This is a genomic window from Peribacillus sp. P4_B1 (assembly GCF_056402395.1).
The window spans coordinates 145,366-161,514 of the sequence record NZ_JBFUHM010000001.1; the positions used below are offsets into that span (position 1 = coordinate 145,366).

A 16,149-nucleotide genomic window follows, 5' to 3' on the forward strand; every position below is an offset into this window, starting at 1 on the left:
GTAGGATGCTTACAGCCCTTTCTGTTCTCTTTCCCACAAAAAAGCCGGTCCCTTAATAAGGGACCGGCCTTCCTTTTGGAATTATTGATTCACATAATGCTTCTTCACGACTGTTGCACAACGTGGGCAAAGTGTTGGATGTTCTTCCACTTGACCTACTTCTTTCGAAACATTCCAGCAACGTTCACACGTTTCACCTTCTGCTTTTGTAACAAGGATCGCTATATCCTCAAGTTTAACCGCTTCTGCCGGGGCATTTGCAACATTGCCAGCGATTTCAAATTCGGAAACGATGAATAACTGTTCAAAGCTTTCCTTAATGCTATCGAGCAAATTCTTCGTTTCTTCATTAACATATACCATCACTTTTGCGTTCAGTGATTTTCCGATGACTTTTTGGTTCCGGGCTTCTTCTAATGCTTTCAGTACATTATCACGGACATTCATGAACGCCGTCCATTTTTCTTCAATGATTTCAGCATCATCGATGGAAATTTCCTTAGGCATCAATGTCAACTGTACACTTTCTTCCGTCACTCCCGGAATGAAAGCCCATACTTCATCAGCTGTATGAGAGAGGATTGGTGACACCAATTTCGTTAAGCTGACCAATGATTCGTAAAGAACCGTTTGAATGGCCAAACGCTCTTTTCCATTTGGTGCTTCACAATAAAGAATGTCTTTCGCATAATCAAGGTAGAACGAACTTAAATCCTGTGTGCAGAAATTATTGACCATATTATAAATTGTGGCAAACTCATAATTTTCATAACTTAGCTTCGATTGTGTGATCAGCTTATTCAATTTAACTAGCATGTAACGGTCGACTTCAGGTAATTCTTGGACTGCCACTTTATCGGTTTCTGGATTGAATCCATCCAAGTTCCCTAACAAGAAGCGGAATGTATTACGGATTTTCCGGTACACTTCAGAAACTTGTTTTAAAATAGGATCGGAAACCCTGACATCCGATTGGTAATCCACCGAAGCAACCCAAAGGCGTAAAATATCTGCACCAAGTTGGTTCATGACCTTAGATGGCAGGACGACGTTCCCAATCGACTTACTCATTTTACGACCTTCGCCATCCAATGCGAACCCGTGGCTCAGCACGCCTTTATATGGCGCTTTGCCTGTGACCGCAACACCTGTTGAAAGTGATGAGTTAAACCAGCCGCGGTATTGATCGGAACCTTCTAAATAAAGATCAGCAGGCCGCTGCAGGTCATCTCTTTCTTCAAGTACTGCCTGATGAGAAGAACCGGAGTCGAACCATACATCCATGATATCCGTTTCTTTTGTAAAGATACCATTCGGGCTGCCTTCATGTGTATAGCCTTCAGGCAGAAGATCTTTCGCTTCACGCTCAAACCAGATGTTTGAACCGTGTTCGCGGAATAGGTTTGAAATATGGTTGATGGTTTCATCCGTAATGATCGGCTCGCCATTTTCTGCATAAATGACTGGAATTGGCACGCCCCATGCACGTTGACGGGAAATACACCAATCCCCGCGGTCACGGACCATATTGAATAGGCGCGTTTCACCCCAAGCGGGTACCCATTTTGTTTCTTCAATTGCTTCCAGAAGTTCACTGCGGAAGTCTTTGATTGAGGCGAACCATTGTGCCGTTGCACGGAAGATCGTTGGTTTCTTCGTCCGCCAGTCATGTGGATAAGAGTGTGTAATGAACGTCAAGTTCAATAACGCGCCTGCTTCTGTTAATTTTTCAGTAATTGGTTTATTCGCTTGATCATAAAATAATCCAGCAAATTCTCCTGCCTCTTCCGTCATGACCCCTTTTTCATCTACAGGACAAAGTACGTCCAAGCCGTATTTTTGCCCAATGATAAAGTCATCTTCACCATGTCCAGGTGCAGTATGAACACAACCCGTACCAGCTTCAGTTGTTACGTGCTCACCCAACATCACTAAAGATTCGCGGTCATAAAGAGGATGTTTGGCAACAGCGCGGTCCAACTCGCTCCCTTTTACTGTTTTCAAGATAGACGGGTTATCCCAGCCTAAAGTTTCTGTAACCGATTCAAGTAGCGCTTCGGCAATTAAGAATTTTTCATTTTCGACAGCCACTACTACGTAATTTAATTGCGGATGCAATGAGATACCAAGGTTAGCCGGGATCGTCCAAGGAGTTGTTGTCCAGATGATGATCTTTACGCCTTCTTCGATTACACCTTTGCCATCTGTGACTTCAAAAGCAACATAGATCGATGCAGAACGTTTGTCTTGATACTCAATTTCAGCTTCGGCAAGGGCCGATTCACTTGATGGAGACCAGTAAACAGGTTTTTTCCCTTTATAAATATAGCCTTTTTTCGCCATTTCACCGAAGACCTTGATTTGCTGTGCTTCATATTCAGGCTTTAATGTGATATAAGGATTATCCCAATCACCACGGACCCCAATTCTCTTAAACTGCTCACGTTGATTGTTAATCTGAACATAAGCATATTCTTCACAAAGCTTTCTGAATTCGGCAACGCTCATTTCTTTCCGTTTCACGCCTTTTTTTGTCAATGCCGTTTCGATTGGAAGCCCATGCGTATCCCAGCCAGGTACATACGGTGCTTGAAAACCGCTCATCGATTTAAATCGGACAATGAAATCCTTTAAAACCTTATTCATTGCATGGCCCATATGGATATCGCCGTTAGCATATGGTGGTCCATCATGCAAAATGAATAAAGGCCGTCCTTCCGTTTGTTCTTGCACTTTTTTATAAATGTTCATTTCATTCCATTTTTCTTGGATTTCCGGCTCACGTTTCGGTAAATTCCCCCGCATTGGAAATTCAGTTTTAGGCATCAATAAGGTATCTTTGTATTCCATTATAAAATCCTCCATCCATCTTTATAAAAATTCATTCGAACCGATGACTTGATATCCGGCCAAAATAAAAAGCCCTCTCATCCCTAAAAAAGGGACGAGAAAGCTTTGCTTCCCGCGGTACCACCCTGGTTAGAAAGATTCACAAAGTGAATCCAACCTCTCGAGCATTCGTAACGTGAATGAAACGCTTCATTTACTTTCTGCAAAAGCAGGTTCAACTCAGAACTCAAGGGTGATCTTCAATATCTTCGCTTATTCCGGGCTTTCACCATCCCCGGTTCGCTAAAAATAAGTGTGTGAAGAATTTACTTTCCCTGTCATCGTCTAATGTCATAATGAATAGTATTGTTAAAAAATTATATGCGAAAAAAGTGTTCAAAGTCAAGGAATCGTTTAAATTTCCTCTTCCACTTTCTCATTTAATTCTATTTCAGTCGCATCTACTTCATAATCCAGCAGGTGGTCCCAATCGTCATTGTCCAGCAAATCCAGCTGCGCTCCGACAAGCATTTTAAAACGTGTCCGGAATACTTTGGATTGCTTTTTCAAATCTTCGATATCCATCGCTATTTTCCTTGCTTTCACAAGTGACTCATTGACGATCCGGTCCGCATTTTTCTCTGCTTCCTTTATGATCAGTTTCGCTTCTTTTTGGGCATTGCGCCTTAATTCTTCCGCTGCCTCTTGTGCGACAATAATCGACTTATTAAGTGTACCCTCGATTGTCGTAAAATGTCCCAAACGATCATAAGTCTCGTTCAGCTTATCCTCAAGTTCTTTCTTCTCTCTCAAAATCAATTCATAATCCTTAATGACCTGATCGAGAAATTCATTTACTTCATCTTCATCATACCCTCGAAATACTTTGTTAAATTCCTTGTTATGTATATCTATCGGGGTTAAGGGCATTACGGCACCTCCAGAACGGTTTCTACTCTAGTATGTTAAAACTCTATATTCGACAATAAATGTATGAATCCTGCTTGATATTGAATTATTTTTGTCTGCCTAACGAGATTCTCCACTTATCCTTCTTGGTTTTCCCATCAATTGAAGCTATTTTACATCTGCCAAAACCTCTGATTGAAAGTGTATCACCCTCACGGCATTCTTCCGAGACGTTTTCCGTTTGCTTGAAATTAACCTTTACTTTTCCTGATGTTATCAAGGCCTGGGTTTTTTGACGGGACATATTCAGGACGGACGATAGCACACTGTCAAGCCTAAGGGAACTGACTGTGGTGACTTGCTCATCCCATTTTTCATTAACTTGGATGATATTCTCGATTGGAAGCCTTTTGATCGAAACGGAAGCGCTACCTATTTTCTCCAGGTTTCCTGTGAGGTATGAATCCATCTCTCCGGCAGCGATAAATTGAATATGCTCCTCCGTCACTATTATATCACCAAATTTTTCACGTTTTACCCCTAGTGACATCAAGGTTCCAAGTATTTGCCTATGTTCAAGCGTAACAAACTTTTTTGGATAGGAGATATCGTATAAGGAGATATTGAAATCCGATGGTTCAGGAGAGTAATAATCAGGGTAAATGAGCACACGCTTTCGCTCTACGAAATCGCTCCCGCCATTAAATTGCAGTTTTGCATCCGGATCATTCCCTAATAAGGAAGTAAGGATTTCCTGCTGGCGCGGATCAAGAAAATCAGATAGTTTCGGAGCGTAGGAATTCTTGACCTGATCGATCCAATTCATTGCCTGATCAATAAAATCTTTTTCCTCCGGCCTGAAATGCTGATAAATACTCATGATTGAATAAATGCTCCTTAGTTATCAAATTAATGGTCGATCATAAGGAATTGATTAAATTGTTCTTCGTTGCTACTACACAGGCGGAAATTTTCCGACTGTGTAGTAATATGCATGTCAGGTTAATTGTTGTTGATCATCCTATTAAAGTCTGTAGGTAATAGATTCCATAACCGCTGGCAAAGTTAAGCACCAGCAGGGCCACAAGCGGTGAAAGATCAATCATGCCAAGTGGCGGTATGAACTTTCTGAACGGTTCTAAATACGGTTCGCAAATCTTTTCCAGGAATTGACCAATCGATGTCTCCCTTGCGTTGGGGAACCATGACATCAATATGTAAACGATTAATGCCATTGAATAAATTTCAATTAAATAATATAAACCTTGAAGCACTAAACCCATTAACCATTACCACCTCGCTTCTTCGTACTCCTCATCGGCGGCGAAGCCGGTAATATTACCGGAAACATCGACGTTGTCCGGGGTACATAAGAATATATCTGTTCCGATTTTTTGGATGTCCCCGCTGATTGCATAGACAGTCCCACTTAGAAAATCGATGATTCGCTTTCCTTGATCATGCTGGATTCGTTGAAGGTTCACAACTACTGCACGTCTATTTTTTAAATGGTCAGCTACCTCCTGGGCTTCTGCATAAGCTCGAGGCTCCAATAATACTACTTTAGAAGATTTCTGTACGCTTTGCAAACTTACGATATTCTGATTGGTATTATTCCCTGCAGAAGCGGGCTGCTGTTGTTTAGCTGACTTCACGGCTTTAGGTTCAGCCTCCTCTTCTTCCAACTCTTCATCCTTGTACTCATACTCATCATCCAGCGCGAAATAAGATTTAAATTTTGATACGAACGACATCTATAGCGTACCTCCTTAAAATTATTCGCCTACAAGTGCAGTACCAATCCTAATCATTGTAGCGCCTTCCTCAATGGCAATCATGAAATCATTGGACATCCCCATGGACAATTCAGTGCAGGGAGCATGCTTCAAACCGGCATTTTGTATTTCCGCCTGGATGCCCTTTAGTTTCCGGAAGCACTCCCGCAAAACCTGTTGATCATCAGTCAATGGAGCCATCGTCATCAATCCTGCAACATTCACCTTATCAAAATGAGATAACCCTTTTATGAAATCCATTGTCGCTTCAGGATTCAAGCCATGTTTTGATTCTTCACCTGAAACGTTCACCTGCACTAAACAGTTTATCGGCTCATTTGCGCGTTTTTGAATTTCTTCTGCCAAAGAAATGCGATCCAATGAATGGATATACGCAATTTTATCGATGACATTTTTTACTTTGCGTGTTTGCATGGAGCCAATATAATGCCAGTTGGGCTTGTCCTTCAGCACTTCATATTTATTCAATAGCCCTTCGTCACGGTTTTCACCCAAATCGCTTATTCCCGCCTCCAATGCTTCCTTTGCTCTCTCGACCGAAACATATTTTGTCACTGCGATTAACTTTATACCTTCACGGTCCCTGCCACTATTTTCACATGCTATATTTATTTTTTCTTCGATGTTTTTTAAATTGTCCACTACTTTCACTGTTACCCTAAATCCTCCTTCCAACCGATAAAACTCATCAATCTACCTGTCTTTCCGTTATCGCGGCGATGTGAAAAAAACAATTCATGATCACAGCTTGTACAGTATGATGAAACGTCGATCTGACTTTTTGGAATTCCTGATTTTTGAAGAATCAATGCATTAAGTTGCTTAAGATCCAATCGATATTGTCCTTCACTGATTAAATTATAGGGCTTTTCGTCATTATCTACCAGCAAATTCTGCACTAAATCGATGACTTTAGCATCAACTACATAGCACTTAGAACAAATCGACGGCCCAATAACAGCAAATATCTCCGTTGCCTTTATACCCTCATTTAGCCATGCCTCAACCATTTTTCGTGCAATTCCATTAACGGTACCCTTCCAGCCGGCATGTGCCACCCCAATCAAACCATGTGCCGGAGCAAGAAAGTATAAAGGCACACAGTCCGCATAGCAAAGAGTCAATAAAACATTTTGATCCTTCGTATAGAATCCGTCAGTTGCCTTAAAGGCTGAATCATAATCCATTGAACCCCTCCCGCCATCGCGTTCGGTAACATGATGGATTTTCGTTTCATGCGTCTGCTCGGCCCCTACCCATTCATTAAGCGGAAACAACAGCTTATCGGCTAAAATCCTGCGGTTTCCCTGGACATCTTCAAGCTTATCCTTGACATGAAAACCGGTATTCAATGTTTGGAAATCCCCTGAACTGACTCCCCCATTCTTTGTGGTGAAGCCCGCTACGAGCTGGAGATTTTGTTGTCTCCAGCTGTCAATGAGCATATATTGGTCTTTTATTAAAGCAAATGGCTCTTTCATCCTTTAACCTCTTTATTTTTTAGTCTAGTGTATCATATATTTGCGCCATGTACCTTTAAAACCGTTCATCTTTCAGCTCAGCTTGAAATACTGTCTGATGTTCAACAAGAATGACATCCGCACCTATTTTTTTTATTTTGCGCCATGGGATTACTATATCCTGTTCCCTGCCGAAGAAGCCCATTAGCCTTGTTCCATTTGAAACGATGATGGCCTCTATTTTCCCTGTGGACGTATTGATTTCAAGATCTGACATATTACCTAGTTTCTTTCCATCCGCTATATTGACGATATCCTTAATTTGAAATTCGGAAATCCTGGTCACATCACTCAGCTCCTCAAAATTTCATCATAGATGTTGGTCCTATTCCTATGTATATGACATGATTCACTCAAGGATGAAGAATACGATAAATAAACGTCCATTCATTTCATGACTTACCTTCTGAAAGGGGTTTTTCACAAAATAAAAAAGCCGCTATGGAAAAGTTGCTGATAAGCGGGTAATCGGCATTTGCCCTACCCGCTTCAGCTAACTTTTTCTCATGTCCAGCTTCTACTGTTGGATATTTTTATTCATTTGCTTGATTGCCGCTTTTTCCAATCGGGATACCTGCGCTTGTGAAATGCCAATTTCCTCGGCTACCTCCATTTGCGTCTTCCCTTGGAAGAAACGTTTGCGAAGGATCATTTTTTCCCGGTCATTCAACCGTCTCATTCCTTCATTTATAGCTATCTCATCAATCCAGGTACTATCTTTATTTTTTTCATCACTCAGTTGGTCGAGTACATAAATCGGATCCCCGCCATCATTATAAATCGGTTCAAAAAGGGAAACTGGATCTTGTATAGCATCTAATGCAAAAACAATTTCTTCATGAGGTACTTCCAACACCTTGGCGATTTCTTCAGCTGTCGGCTCACGAAGGGTCTGGCTTATAAGCTTTTCTTTTACCTGTAAAGCTTTGTAAGCGATGTCTCTCAAAGAACGGGATACCCGAATAGGATTATTGTCACGAAGATATCTTCTGATTTCTCCAATAATCATCGGTACAGCATACGTTGAAAACTTAACATTTTGACCTAGGTCAAAGTTATCTATCGACTTCATCAACCCTATACAGCCTACCTGAAATAGATCATCTACATACTCTCCCCGATTGTTGAAGCGTTGAATGACGCTTAGAACGAGTCGAAGATTCCCGTTTACCAGTTTCTCTCTTGCTGAAATATCGCCATTTTGAAGTTCTTTGAAGAGTTTTCTCATTTCTTCATTCTTTAAAACCGGTAATTTTGATGTATCCACACCGCAGATTTCAACCTTATTACGAGACAAAATTATTCCCTCCTCACAGGAGCGCTGTACAAAAAACAGTATTTCCGCGGGAGGAAAAAATATGCACATGGCTAGAACTGAAAATCACCATTATTTTTCATTATGGCTGCCAAAGTATTGATTTAATTGGCGTTTATCCACTTTATTTTCTTACACCATTTTATTAAATTCTTTTCGAAGCCTCTTAATAATCCTTTTTTCCAAACGTGAAATGTAAGATTGGGAAATCCCCAGCATATCGGCAACATCCTTTTGGGTTTTTTCTTCTCCGCCTGCAAGTCCAAACCGGAGTTCCATTATCTGTTTTTCACGCTCGGATAACTGCGTAAGTGCTTTCGTCAACAGCTTGCGGTCAACGTTTGCCTCGAGGTCTTTCGTGATAATGTCATCGTCAGTCCCAAGAACATCGGATAACAGAAGTTCATTTCCATCCCAATCAATATTCAGGGGTTCATCAAAAGAAACTTCAGAACGGATTTTATTATTTCTTCGTAAATACATTAATATTTCATTCTCGATGCATCTCGAAGCATATGTAGCGAGTTTAATTTTCTTTTCAGGATTGAATGTATTCACAGCTTTGATCAAACCTATGGTACCAATGCTAATTAAATCTTCAATATTGATGCCCGTATTTTCAAATTTCCTGGCAATATAAACAACCAGCCTTAAATTCCGTTCAATTAAGATCGATCGTGCAGCTTCATCGCCCTTGGGTAATTTATTGATCAGAATTGCCTCTTCTTCCTTTGAAAGGGGCGGTGGCAGTGCCTCACTCCCTCCTATATAAAATATTTCGTCCGTTTTCAATCCGAGCTTGAACAATAGTTTGTACCAAAAATAAGTGAGCCGAAGAATGAATTTCTTCAAAATAATTCTCCCTTCTAATAAACGGATTATGGGTCTAAATTTAGAGTGAATCAAAAAGTTCAGGAGGCATTTTGCACCGGTATCCCGGTTAACATTTTCGGATGAACGATAGATTGATAGCTATTGTCGGGAGAGAGTTGCTGAAAGGTAAACGATACGAGACCCTGCTTAACATGATATTCTTTTTCTCCTTTTAAGATTTTAATGTAATCCGGTTTGATTGCGGTTAACAGCTGGTGTTCATGACCAACGACTTTAAAAGGGATGACACGCATTCTACCAGTCCATGAATACTCGGGCTGTACTTCCTGGCTAATCAGGTTATCAGGGTTTTTAAAGAGCTCTAGCATATCGTCTGGAATTCCCGCTTCCCCGCCTGAAAGTGAAATGATCATGACTGGGGAACGTGTAATCGGATCATATAATTGATTGCCGCTATCCACCAATCCATGAAACGTACCTTCAAAGTCAGAAATTTTAACCGAGACCGAAACCATTTGTTCATGCGAAAGCTTTGTCATCTCCATCCCTTCAAGTGTCCTCTTGGAAAATTGCCAAGCGAGCGGGAAGCCAATCATTACAAATATCCAGCTGACAGGGTCACCAAAACGATTGATTCCTGCATATTGGCCAGGGTCCTTGGAAACGATTTGAAATTCAAATAGGTAGTGAAGTCCAAGAAGGATTCCTCCCGATAAAAACGTCACAAAATATAAGGTGGCCACCGATTTCATAAAAAGTTTTAACCTATTAAACCCAAAGGTTGCCAGCACCATGACCAGGGATACTAAAATCTTCATGTACACTCGGTCGGCAATTGCATAAAAAGGAGTGAATGCCAATACGATAATGAGGGAGCCTATCAGCCCGCCGATGCATACCCGCCAAAGAGCTACCCTTCGTTTGAGGATGATGGCGGTCCAATATAAAAGGAGGCAGTCAAATAACCAATTCAATAACCAGATCACATCTAAATATAAGGTCAAATACCTACCCTCCTTTTATGAGCTAACCTTCCACTAGCAAAAAGTATAGCGTACCTGCCCTAAGAAAGTGTGTCACTTTTTGTACTGAAAACTTAAGAGTTTTTCAGTCATTTTTACCCTTTTTGTAGAAAAACAGCTATTGATATTTTCAATACTGTCTTAGAGTCTATCCTGCTCCCTTTTACTTCTGTCGATTTATGTTTTAAAAGTTTAATAATTTCTCGATGCTCTTTTCTTTTTTCATTTACGTATGAAAAGTGAACGAAAGCTTAACGAAAAGAGGGTACTTACCCCAGATACTCCATCATGCAGCGGAAACAGGTCTTCCACCGCATAGGGACATTTAGACATCAATCAAGGATGCTATTATTAAAATTTCAGCTAGCCTTGGAATCGAGTGACACCGCTCGAGAAAAGTCCCATTATTCCAAAGCCCTTGGAATCGAGTGCTTTTTTTTAGGCATGCATCTTTTAAACGGCAAAAAACCGTCCCCAAATGGGAACGGCATATGACGTCGATATTAACGACGTCTATTACGGTTACGTAGGAAGGTTGGAATGTCCAAAGCCTCTTCACCTTGATTAGCATTTCGTGCAGGCTGTTCATTGACTTCTTCTCTCTTCACTTCACGCTTCACGTTTGACTGTGGCGTTTGTTGTGCCTGAGGTCTTGATTGCTGCTGTTGTCCGAGTGTCGGACGTCCAGTAGGCCTTATTGAAGCTTCAACCTCGTTAAAGCCTGTGGCAATCACTGTAACGACGATTTCATCTTTAAGGTTTTCATTGATAACCGAACCAAAAATCATGTTTACGTCTTGATCGGATGCAGTAGCCACGATATCGGCCGCTTCCTGGACTTCAAAAAGACTTAGGTTCGTTCCACCTGTTATATTCATCAGTACGCCTTGGGCACCATCAATCGATGTTTCAAGCAGCGGGCTGGAGATGGCTTTTTTTGCCGCCTCTGCTGCACGGTTTTCCCCGGAGGAAATCCCGATTCCCATAAGAGCGGAACCTTTGTTGGACATGATGGTCTTAACATCGGCAAAGTCCAAGTTAATAAGACCTGGAACTGCAATTAAATCTGAAATCCCTTGTACCCCTTGACGTAGAACATTATCGGCTTCACGGAACGCTTCAAGCATTGGCGTGCTTTTATCGACGATTTCAAGAAGACGGTCGTTCGGAATGACGATTAGTGTGTCAACCGATTCCTTCATGGATGAAATGCCGCCTTGAGCCTGTGTTGCACGTTTTCGGCCTTCGAAAGTAAATGGACGAGTAACAACACCCACTGTAAGAGCCCCTAAATCTTTAGCAATGCCAGCGATGACAGGAGCCGCTCCCGTTCCAGTACCGCCGCCCATTCCAGCAGTTACGAATACCATATCGGCACCTTTAAGCGCTTCTTCAATCTGCTCTTTGCTTTCTTCTGCAGCTTTTTTTCCTACCTCCGGATTGGCGCCTGCACCTAGACCGCGTGTAAGCTTCCCACCGATTTGCATTTTAATTTCTGCTTTTGATAGATTAAGTGCCTGTGCGTCTGTATTGACAGAAATAAACTCGACACCCTGTACACCATGCTCGATCATTCTGTTTACCGCATTGTTTCCGCCGCCGCCAACACCTATTACTTTTATCGTTGCTAATTGTTCTAAATTAGAATCAAACTCCAACATGACAATCCTCCTATTTTGACGAAATTCCCGATTCTTAATGATTGTTATTCAAAAAAGTAACCCAGGATTTTTTTGAATTTAGATTCACCTTTTTCACCTTGGTTTTTAGCCGTGTTCTCTTTGCTTTTCTGAGAAACCTTTTGGCTGCGCTGGTCATTATCTTCTTGTGCTTGTCCAGCTGCTACAGGAGTTTTATTAGCGGTGTTTTTTTGCATTCTCTCTTTCTTGCATGCGTGTTTAATCAGACCAACAGCTGTCGTATAATGTGGTTCCCTAACACCGATGTAGTTCGGTTCAGCTGTCCTGACGCGGTTTTGGAACACATATTGAGCAAGCTCCAGGACTCCCGGCATCTTAACTACGCCCCCGGTCAACACAAAACCACCCGGAATATCCTGGAAGCCAAGTCTTCTCAAGTCATCTTGAATCAACTCGAATATTTCGGTCACACGCGCTTCAATGATATCCGAAAGCATTAACTGGTTGCAGGGCTGCTGCTGGTCGCTGCCGATGATCGGTATTTGGAATACTTCATCTTCAGACGCGTCATCATAAAAGGCATGTCCATGCTTTACTTTTATTTTCTCAGCTTCTTCCATCGTTGTCCTTAGAACGATGGAAAGATCCTTCGTAAGTGTTTCCCCGCCTATCGGTATCACAGACGTATATTGTAAATAGCCTTGTTCGAAAATTGCAAGAGTCGTGGAACCTCCCCCAATATCGACAAGTGCCACACCAAGTTCTTTCTCATCCTTGGATAAAACAAGGGAACCTGCTGCTAATGGCTGAAGAGCGATATCGGTTATTTCTAACCCTGCCCTTTCCACACAACGCAGCGTATTATGTAAAATTGTCCGAAGACCTGTGATCAAAATCCCTCTCATTTCCAACCGAACACCTATCATGCCCCTTGGATCACTGATTTCATCAAGTTCATCAACTTTGTAATGAATCGGCACCACGTCGATAATTTCCCTGTCGGACGGTATCGTTATTAACTCCGCCGCTTCCCTGACACGGAAAACGTCATGCTCAGTAATTTCTTTATTGTCACTGGATACCGCTACTACCCCATGACAAGGCTGAAGCGTCACGTGATTTCCACTTATACCGACGATTACCTTTGTTATCTCCATCCCAATCATCCGTTCTGCTTGTTCGACAGCCTTTTGAATGGATTGGACGGTTTCATCTATACCGACGATTGAACCCTTTTTGAGCCCTTCTGATTTAACATTTCCAACGCCGATTATATTTAATGTGTCATTGACCATTTCCCCAATGATAACTTTTACACTGGATGTACCGATGTCAAGACTTACGTATATTTCGTTGCTGTTCATTCCATGGCACCTCCTTCAGGTTTTACATGTATTAGTAGAATAACATTTTTATATCTAATAGACTTATTCATTATAAAATAACAGAACTGATTACAACAACTCGCTAATTCATTATGCGGTTCATTTATCATTTCCCAAACAAACTCGTAGATTCTTCTGTTTTCAAGTGCTTATTGTTCGCTTCTCAACATAACTGATATCATTTCTAAACTAGATACTGCCATAAACTATTCGTCATTTACAACTTAATTCCCTTTAAAATTATAGATTTTTTTTCTGCTTTTTCCGGGAAATGGACCATTTTTCAATTAGTATCCTTCTAATCAGGGCGATATTTTGAAAGAGCCTTACGCCGAACACAAAGATTGCGGCTAAATACAAGTCTACACCAAGATGTACACCTAGAAAAGCCAAACCTGCAGCCAAAATAATATTAAAGAAGAATCCTGTTACAAATACAACTTCATCATAAAGGTTTTGCAGATGAGCCCTTATGCCTCCAAATAAGGTATCAAAAGCAGCAAGCACGGCAATGGAGAGATAATTTGAATATTCATGGGGGATATCGAAATCCACCAAAAAACCAAGGGTGATTCCAATCAAGAGTCCAAAAACTGGCAACCACATTACGATTCCCCCCCATCCATAATGGGTTCCATATGTTCCACATTTATAGCATTTTGGTAGGCCGGCAATGTCAACTCACCTGAAGGTGCCTTAATCAGCACTTCAAAATTATCTATAAAGAAATCATCCATAAGTTCCGATCCTTCAATACGCTGCTTCAATTTCGTTGGATTAACGGTAATTGCCTTTATTTCGACCGGGTAATCAACTAGAGGGTATCCGTCTATTTTCGGCTGCCCATTTATATCACGAATAACCGATGTTGAAATATACCTTTGTCCTGAAATGGAAATTTCGTCAGCGCCAAACCTATACATTTCATTTATGAGCCGAATGATCAATACAGGTGAAATATACTCGATCCTCTTACCAAGAAGGATTTCTTCTTTTATAGGCTGTATAGACACGATTACCCCTTTACCTTTTATTTCGGTCAAACCTGCATCAGTCTTTAATTCGGTCAGGGTGTCACGTAATACTTCCTCTTTACTCTCATTTTTCTTTGTTTCATAGGATGCAATTTTCCCCTCAAGCATACTGATACCCTCTATTAATTCCGCCTGGGTCTGCTGTTCTTTCAATAAATCATTTTTCAGCTCCCACATATCCCTTGTATCGGAAACGACAGGGTGATTCACCAAATTGAATTGAATTGCGAGCATGAAGCCAGCAATCAACGTAACTAAACTAAAAGAAAGCTTTTTTTTCATTTCCAGTTTCTCACCAATCTTTCATCGAATCCGGCGATCTAATCACCCTCCAATAATTGGATCAAAAATGATATTCTTTTGCTTTTCCACTGTAAAGATAATATTCTCATTAACCAGCTGTTCCTTTATGCCACCGGGTAAGTCCAGTGAAGCACCCAGGACATCAGGGTCCCCAATCGCAGAAATGATAAATGGAGCTGGATGCTGATGGCCATCAATTGTGATCACAGGCCCATTACATACTATGTAAGAATCATGATTTAACCTTTGACCGTTAATCGCAACAGCCTCTGCACCTGATATGTATAGTTCATTGACGACCTTGAAGACATGCTGTTCATGAACCAGGTAGTTATTAACATTGGCCTCTGAGTCCATATCTGTACCATCTTCAAGAGTCACCTGAAGGCCTGTGCCTTTCACTTTCACTTTTCCAAGAAACATCCGGTATTTTTCCGTATCCTCGGCCAAATTGTAAAATAACTGCTTTTCCTGCGCTAGGTCTTTTTCAATTTTGGATACATTTTCTTGCTTTTGAAGGAGTTCATTCTGAAGATCCCTGTTCTGTTTCTCTTGTTCGATCAGTTGCTGCCTTAGCTCATATTCCTGATCCCAGGCTTTATCCTTCACTACTCCTTTACCATCTTTGGTCAGATTGTAAGAGAAGGCAATCATAAATCCGAGAACAACGCAAACTAGGGGTAAGACCACCCGTTTGCCATTAATTTTCCTCATTGGTGCCTTCCTTTTGTTCAGCGTCTTCATATGCTTTAAAATAAGAACCCACTTCCAGATCAATGACTCCCTTTACCTTTGGATCCAACTGGCTGACAATCGATGGGTAGTGGATCATTTTCTCGTATAAAGTCCGGCTTGTCGCACTTACTTCAAACCCATCGTTCATAAACATGACGATATGGTAGTCATCGGTTTTGGTTGGAGCATAATGAATTTCAGATATGGCATTCTGAATCTCGACAGGAAGCTTGTCCAGCTCTTCTAAAAGCAACTTTAATGCTTTACCCTCTTTGAAACCAATTAAAACCGGGGCAAATACTGGAATTTCGCCTGTTGCTAATTCCTCCAAAACCGACCCGTTTTCCAAAATTGGAGCAAACTTACCATTATTGGACAGATATGCCATCCTATTATGTTCCGAAACCGTGATTTTAATGGAATTAGGAAATACAGGTGTTACCTGAACGCTTTTTATTTCCTTATTTTTTTTGATATTAGCGGCGGCGGTCCCTGTATCAACCTTCCAGATGCTTTGATCCTTCTTCACCTTACTCAATTTAATGATCTGCTTGGAAGTAAAATAACGATTCCCCTCTACCTGCACGGATTTCACGTAGCTCAACGGGGATAAGAAATACAGCACACAAGCAACCAAAATGAAGAAAAGGGAAAGCAAAAGAACAAGTCGCCTGTTTGCTTTGCTTTTTCTTAATTGTTTTAATTTCGGGATGCGGTCCTCAATGGAAACGATTTTTCCCTTTTCCATCCCATTCACCTCTTCCTGAAAAAATGGATGGTTTATGACACAGTACGATTCAAGACAAACTTAAAATTTGTTTTTAATA

Annotated in this window: 17 protein-coding genes and 1 other annotated feature; all 17 genes read right to left on the minus strand. The window is 41.1% G+C overall.

Annotation, left to right across the window (positions count from 1 at the left end):
- Positions 1–81 precede the first annotated feature (81 nt).
- The gene (ileS, locus tag AC1DVK_RS00710) at positions 82–2,850 is read right to left on the minus strand and encodes an isoleucine--tRNA ligase (protein ID WP_089362417.1); all 2,769 of its coding nucleotides are present in this window, start codon (positions 2,848–2,850) and stop codon (positions 82–84) included.
- A gap of 87 nt (positions 2,851–2,937) precedes the next feature.
- Positions 2,938–3,180: a binding site (T-box leader), on the minus strand.
- A gap of 63 nt (positions 3,181–3,243) precedes the next feature.
- Positions 3,244–3,759 (minus strand): DivIVA domain-containing protein, encoded by a 516-nt coding sequence (locus AC1DVK_RS00715; RefSeq protein ID WP_061462342.1) that lies wholly within the window; start codon positions 3,757–3,759, stop codon positions 3,244–3,246.
- 85 nt (positions 3,760–3,844) lie between these two features.
- A complete protein-coding gene (locus AC1DVK_RS00720) occupies positions 3,845–4,618 on the minus strand; it encodes a YlmH family RNA-binding protein (protein WP_477625665.1) in 774 nt (257 codons plus the stop codon).
- 136 nt (positions 4,619–4,754) lie between these two features.
- The gene (locus AC1DVK_RS00725) at positions 4,755–5,021 is read right to left on the minus strand and encodes a YggT family protein (RefSeq protein WP_034313862.1); all 267 of its coding nucleotides are present in this window, start codon (positions 5,019–5,021) and stop codon (positions 4,755–4,757) included.
- A 6-nt stretch (positions 5,022–5,027) separates the two neighbouring features.
- The gene (locus AC1DVK_RS00730) at positions 5,028–5,492 is read right to left on the minus strand and encodes a cell division protein SepF (protein WP_061462340.1); all 465 of its coding nucleotides are present in this window, start codon (positions 5,490–5,492) and stop codon (positions 5,028–5,030) included.
- Between the two features lie 21 nt (positions 5,493–5,513).
- On the minus strand, positions 5,514–6,185 hold the full coding sequence (locus AC1DVK_RS00735) for a YggS family pyridoxal phosphate-dependent enzyme (protein WP_061462339.1): 672 nt from the start codon (positions 6,183–6,185) through the stop codon (positions 5,514–5,516).
- Between the two features lie 2 nt (positions 6,186–6,187).
- Positions 6,188–7,015 (minus strand): peptidoglycan editing factor PgeF, encoded by an 828-nt coding sequence (pgeF, locus tag AC1DVK_RS00740; protein WP_477625666.1) that lies wholly within the window; start codon positions 7,013–7,015, stop codon positions 6,188–6,190.
- A gap of 55 nt (positions 7,016–7,070) precedes the next feature.
- Positions 7,071–7,340 (minus strand): YlmC/YmxH family sporulation protein, encoded by a 270-nt coding sequence (locus AC1DVK_RS00745; protein WP_061462337.1) that lies wholly within the window; start codon positions 7,338–7,340, stop codon positions 7,071–7,073.
- Positions 7,341–7,571: 231 nt separating this feature from the next.
- Positions 7,572–8,351, minus strand: coding sequence for an RNA polymerase sporulation sigma factor SigG (sigG, locus tag AC1DVK_RS00750; RefSeq protein ID WP_061462336.1), 780 nt, complete (start codon positions 8,349–8,351; stop codon positions 7,572–7,574).
- A 150-nt stretch (positions 8,352–8,501) separates the two neighbouring features.
- Complete coding sequence (sigE, locus tag AC1DVK_RS00755) at positions 8,502–9,221, minus strand: RNA polymerase sporulation sigma factor SigE (RefSeq protein WP_053345247.1); 720 nt, start codon at positions 9,219–9,221, stop codon at positions 8,502–8,504.
- Positions 9,222–9,280: 59 nt separating this feature from the next.
- Complete coding sequence (spoIIGA, locus tag AC1DVK_RS00760) at positions 9,281–10,207, minus strand: sigma-E processing peptidase SpoIIGA (protein WP_089362416.1); 927 nt, start codon at positions 10,205–10,207, stop codon at positions 9,281–9,283.
- A 521-nt stretch (positions 10,208–10,728) separates the two neighbouring features.
- Positions 10,729–11,886 (minus strand): cell division protein FtsZ, encoded by a 1,158-nt coding sequence (ftsZ, locus tag AC1DVK_RS00765; RefSeq protein ID WP_061462334.1) that lies wholly within the window; start codon positions 11,884–11,886, stop codon positions 10,729–10,731.
- Between the two features lie 44 nt (positions 11,887–11,930).
- On the minus strand, positions 11,931–13,229 hold the full coding sequence (gene ftsA / locus AC1DVK_RS00770; RefSeq protein ID WP_061462333.1) for a cell division protein FtsA: 1,299 nt from the start codon (positions 13,227–13,229) through the stop codon (positions 11,931–11,933).
- 261 nt (positions 13,230–13,490) lie between these two features.
- Complete coding sequence (locus tag AC1DVK_RS00775) at positions 13,491–13,856, minus strand: small basic family protein (RefSeq protein ID WP_076366662.1); 366 nt, start codon at positions 13,854–13,856, stop codon at positions 13,491–13,493.
- On the minus strand, positions 13,856–14,566 hold the full coding sequence (locus tag AC1DVK_RS00780) for a DUF881 domain-containing protein (RefSeq protein WP_477625667.1): 711 nt from the start codon (positions 14,564–14,566) through the stop codon (positions 13,856–13,858). The genes AC1DVK_RS00775 and AC1DVK_RS00780 overlap by 1 nt, the downstream gene beginning before the upstream one ends.
- 42 nt (positions 14,567–14,608) lie before the next feature.
- Entirely contained in the window at positions 14,609–15,301 is a 693-nt protein-coding gene (locus tag AC1DVK_RS00785) for a DUF881 domain-containing protein (protein ID WP_477625668.1), read from the minus strand.
- Positions 15,288–16,070: a cell division protein FtsQ/DivIB gene (locus AC1DVK_RS00790; RefSeq protein WP_061462329.1), complete on the minus strand. Its 783-nt coding sequence runs from the start codon at positions 16,068–16,070 to the stop codon at positions 15,288–15,290. Before AC1DVK_RS00790 ends, AC1DVK_RS00785 begins: the two co-directional genes overlap by 14 nt.
- Between the last annotated feature and the right edge of the window lie 79 nt (positions 16,071–16,149).

What these genes read in the sequence shown, in the direction of transcription:
- ileS (WP_089362417.1), bottom strand. Translation starts at nt 2,850, where the DNA reads ATGGAATACAAAGATACCTTATTGATGCCTAAAACTGAATTTCCAATG.
- AC1DVK_RS00715 (WP_061462342.1), bottom strand. Translation starts at nt 3,759, where the DNA reads ATGCCCTTAACCCCGATAGATATACATAACAAGGAATTTAACAAAGTA.
- AC1DVK_RS00720 (WP_477625665.1), bottom strand. Translation starts at nt 4,618, where the DNA reads ATGAGTATTTATCAGCATTTCAGGCCGGAGGAAAAAGATTTTATTGAT.
- AC1DVK_RS00725 (WP_034313862.1), bottom strand. Translation starts at nt 5,021, where the DNA reads ATGGGTTTAGTGCTTCAAGGTTTATATTATTTAATTGAAATTTATTCA.
- AC1DVK_RS00730 (WP_061462340.1), bottom strand. Translation starts at nt 5,492, where the DNA reads ATGTCGTTCGTATCAAAATTTAAATCTTATTTCGCGCTGGATGATGAG.
- pgeF (WP_477625666.1), bottom strand. Translation starts at nt 7,015, where the DNA reads ATGAAAGAGCCATTTGCTTTAATAAAAGACCAATATATGCTCATTGAC.
- ftsZ (WP_061462334.1), bottom strand. Translation starts at nt 11,886, where the DNA reads ATGTTGGAGTTTGATTCTAATTTAGAACAATTAGCAACGATAAAAGTA.
- ftsA (WP_061462333.1), bottom strand. Translation starts at nt 13,229, where the DNA reads ATGAACAGCAACGAAATATACGTAAGTCTTGACATCGGTACATCCAGT.
- AC1DVK_RS00775 (WP_076366662.1), bottom strand. Translation starts at nt 13,856, where the DNA reads ATGTGGTTGCCAGTTTTTGGACTCTTGATTGGAATCACCCTTGGTTTT.
- AC1DVK_RS00780 (WP_477625667.1), bottom strand. Translation starts at nt 14,566, where the DNA reads ATGAAAAAAAAGCTTTCTTTTAGTTTAGTTACGTTGATTGCTGGCTTC.
- AC1DVK_RS00785 (WP_477625668.1), bottom strand. Translation starts at nt 15,301, where the DNA reads ATGAGGAAAATTAATGGCAAACGGGTGGTCTTACCCCTAGTTTGCGTT.
- AC1DVK_RS00790 (WP_061462329.1), bottom strand. Translation starts at nt 16,070, where the DNA reads ATGGAAAAGGGAAAAATCGTTTCCATTGAGGACCGCATCCCGAAATTA.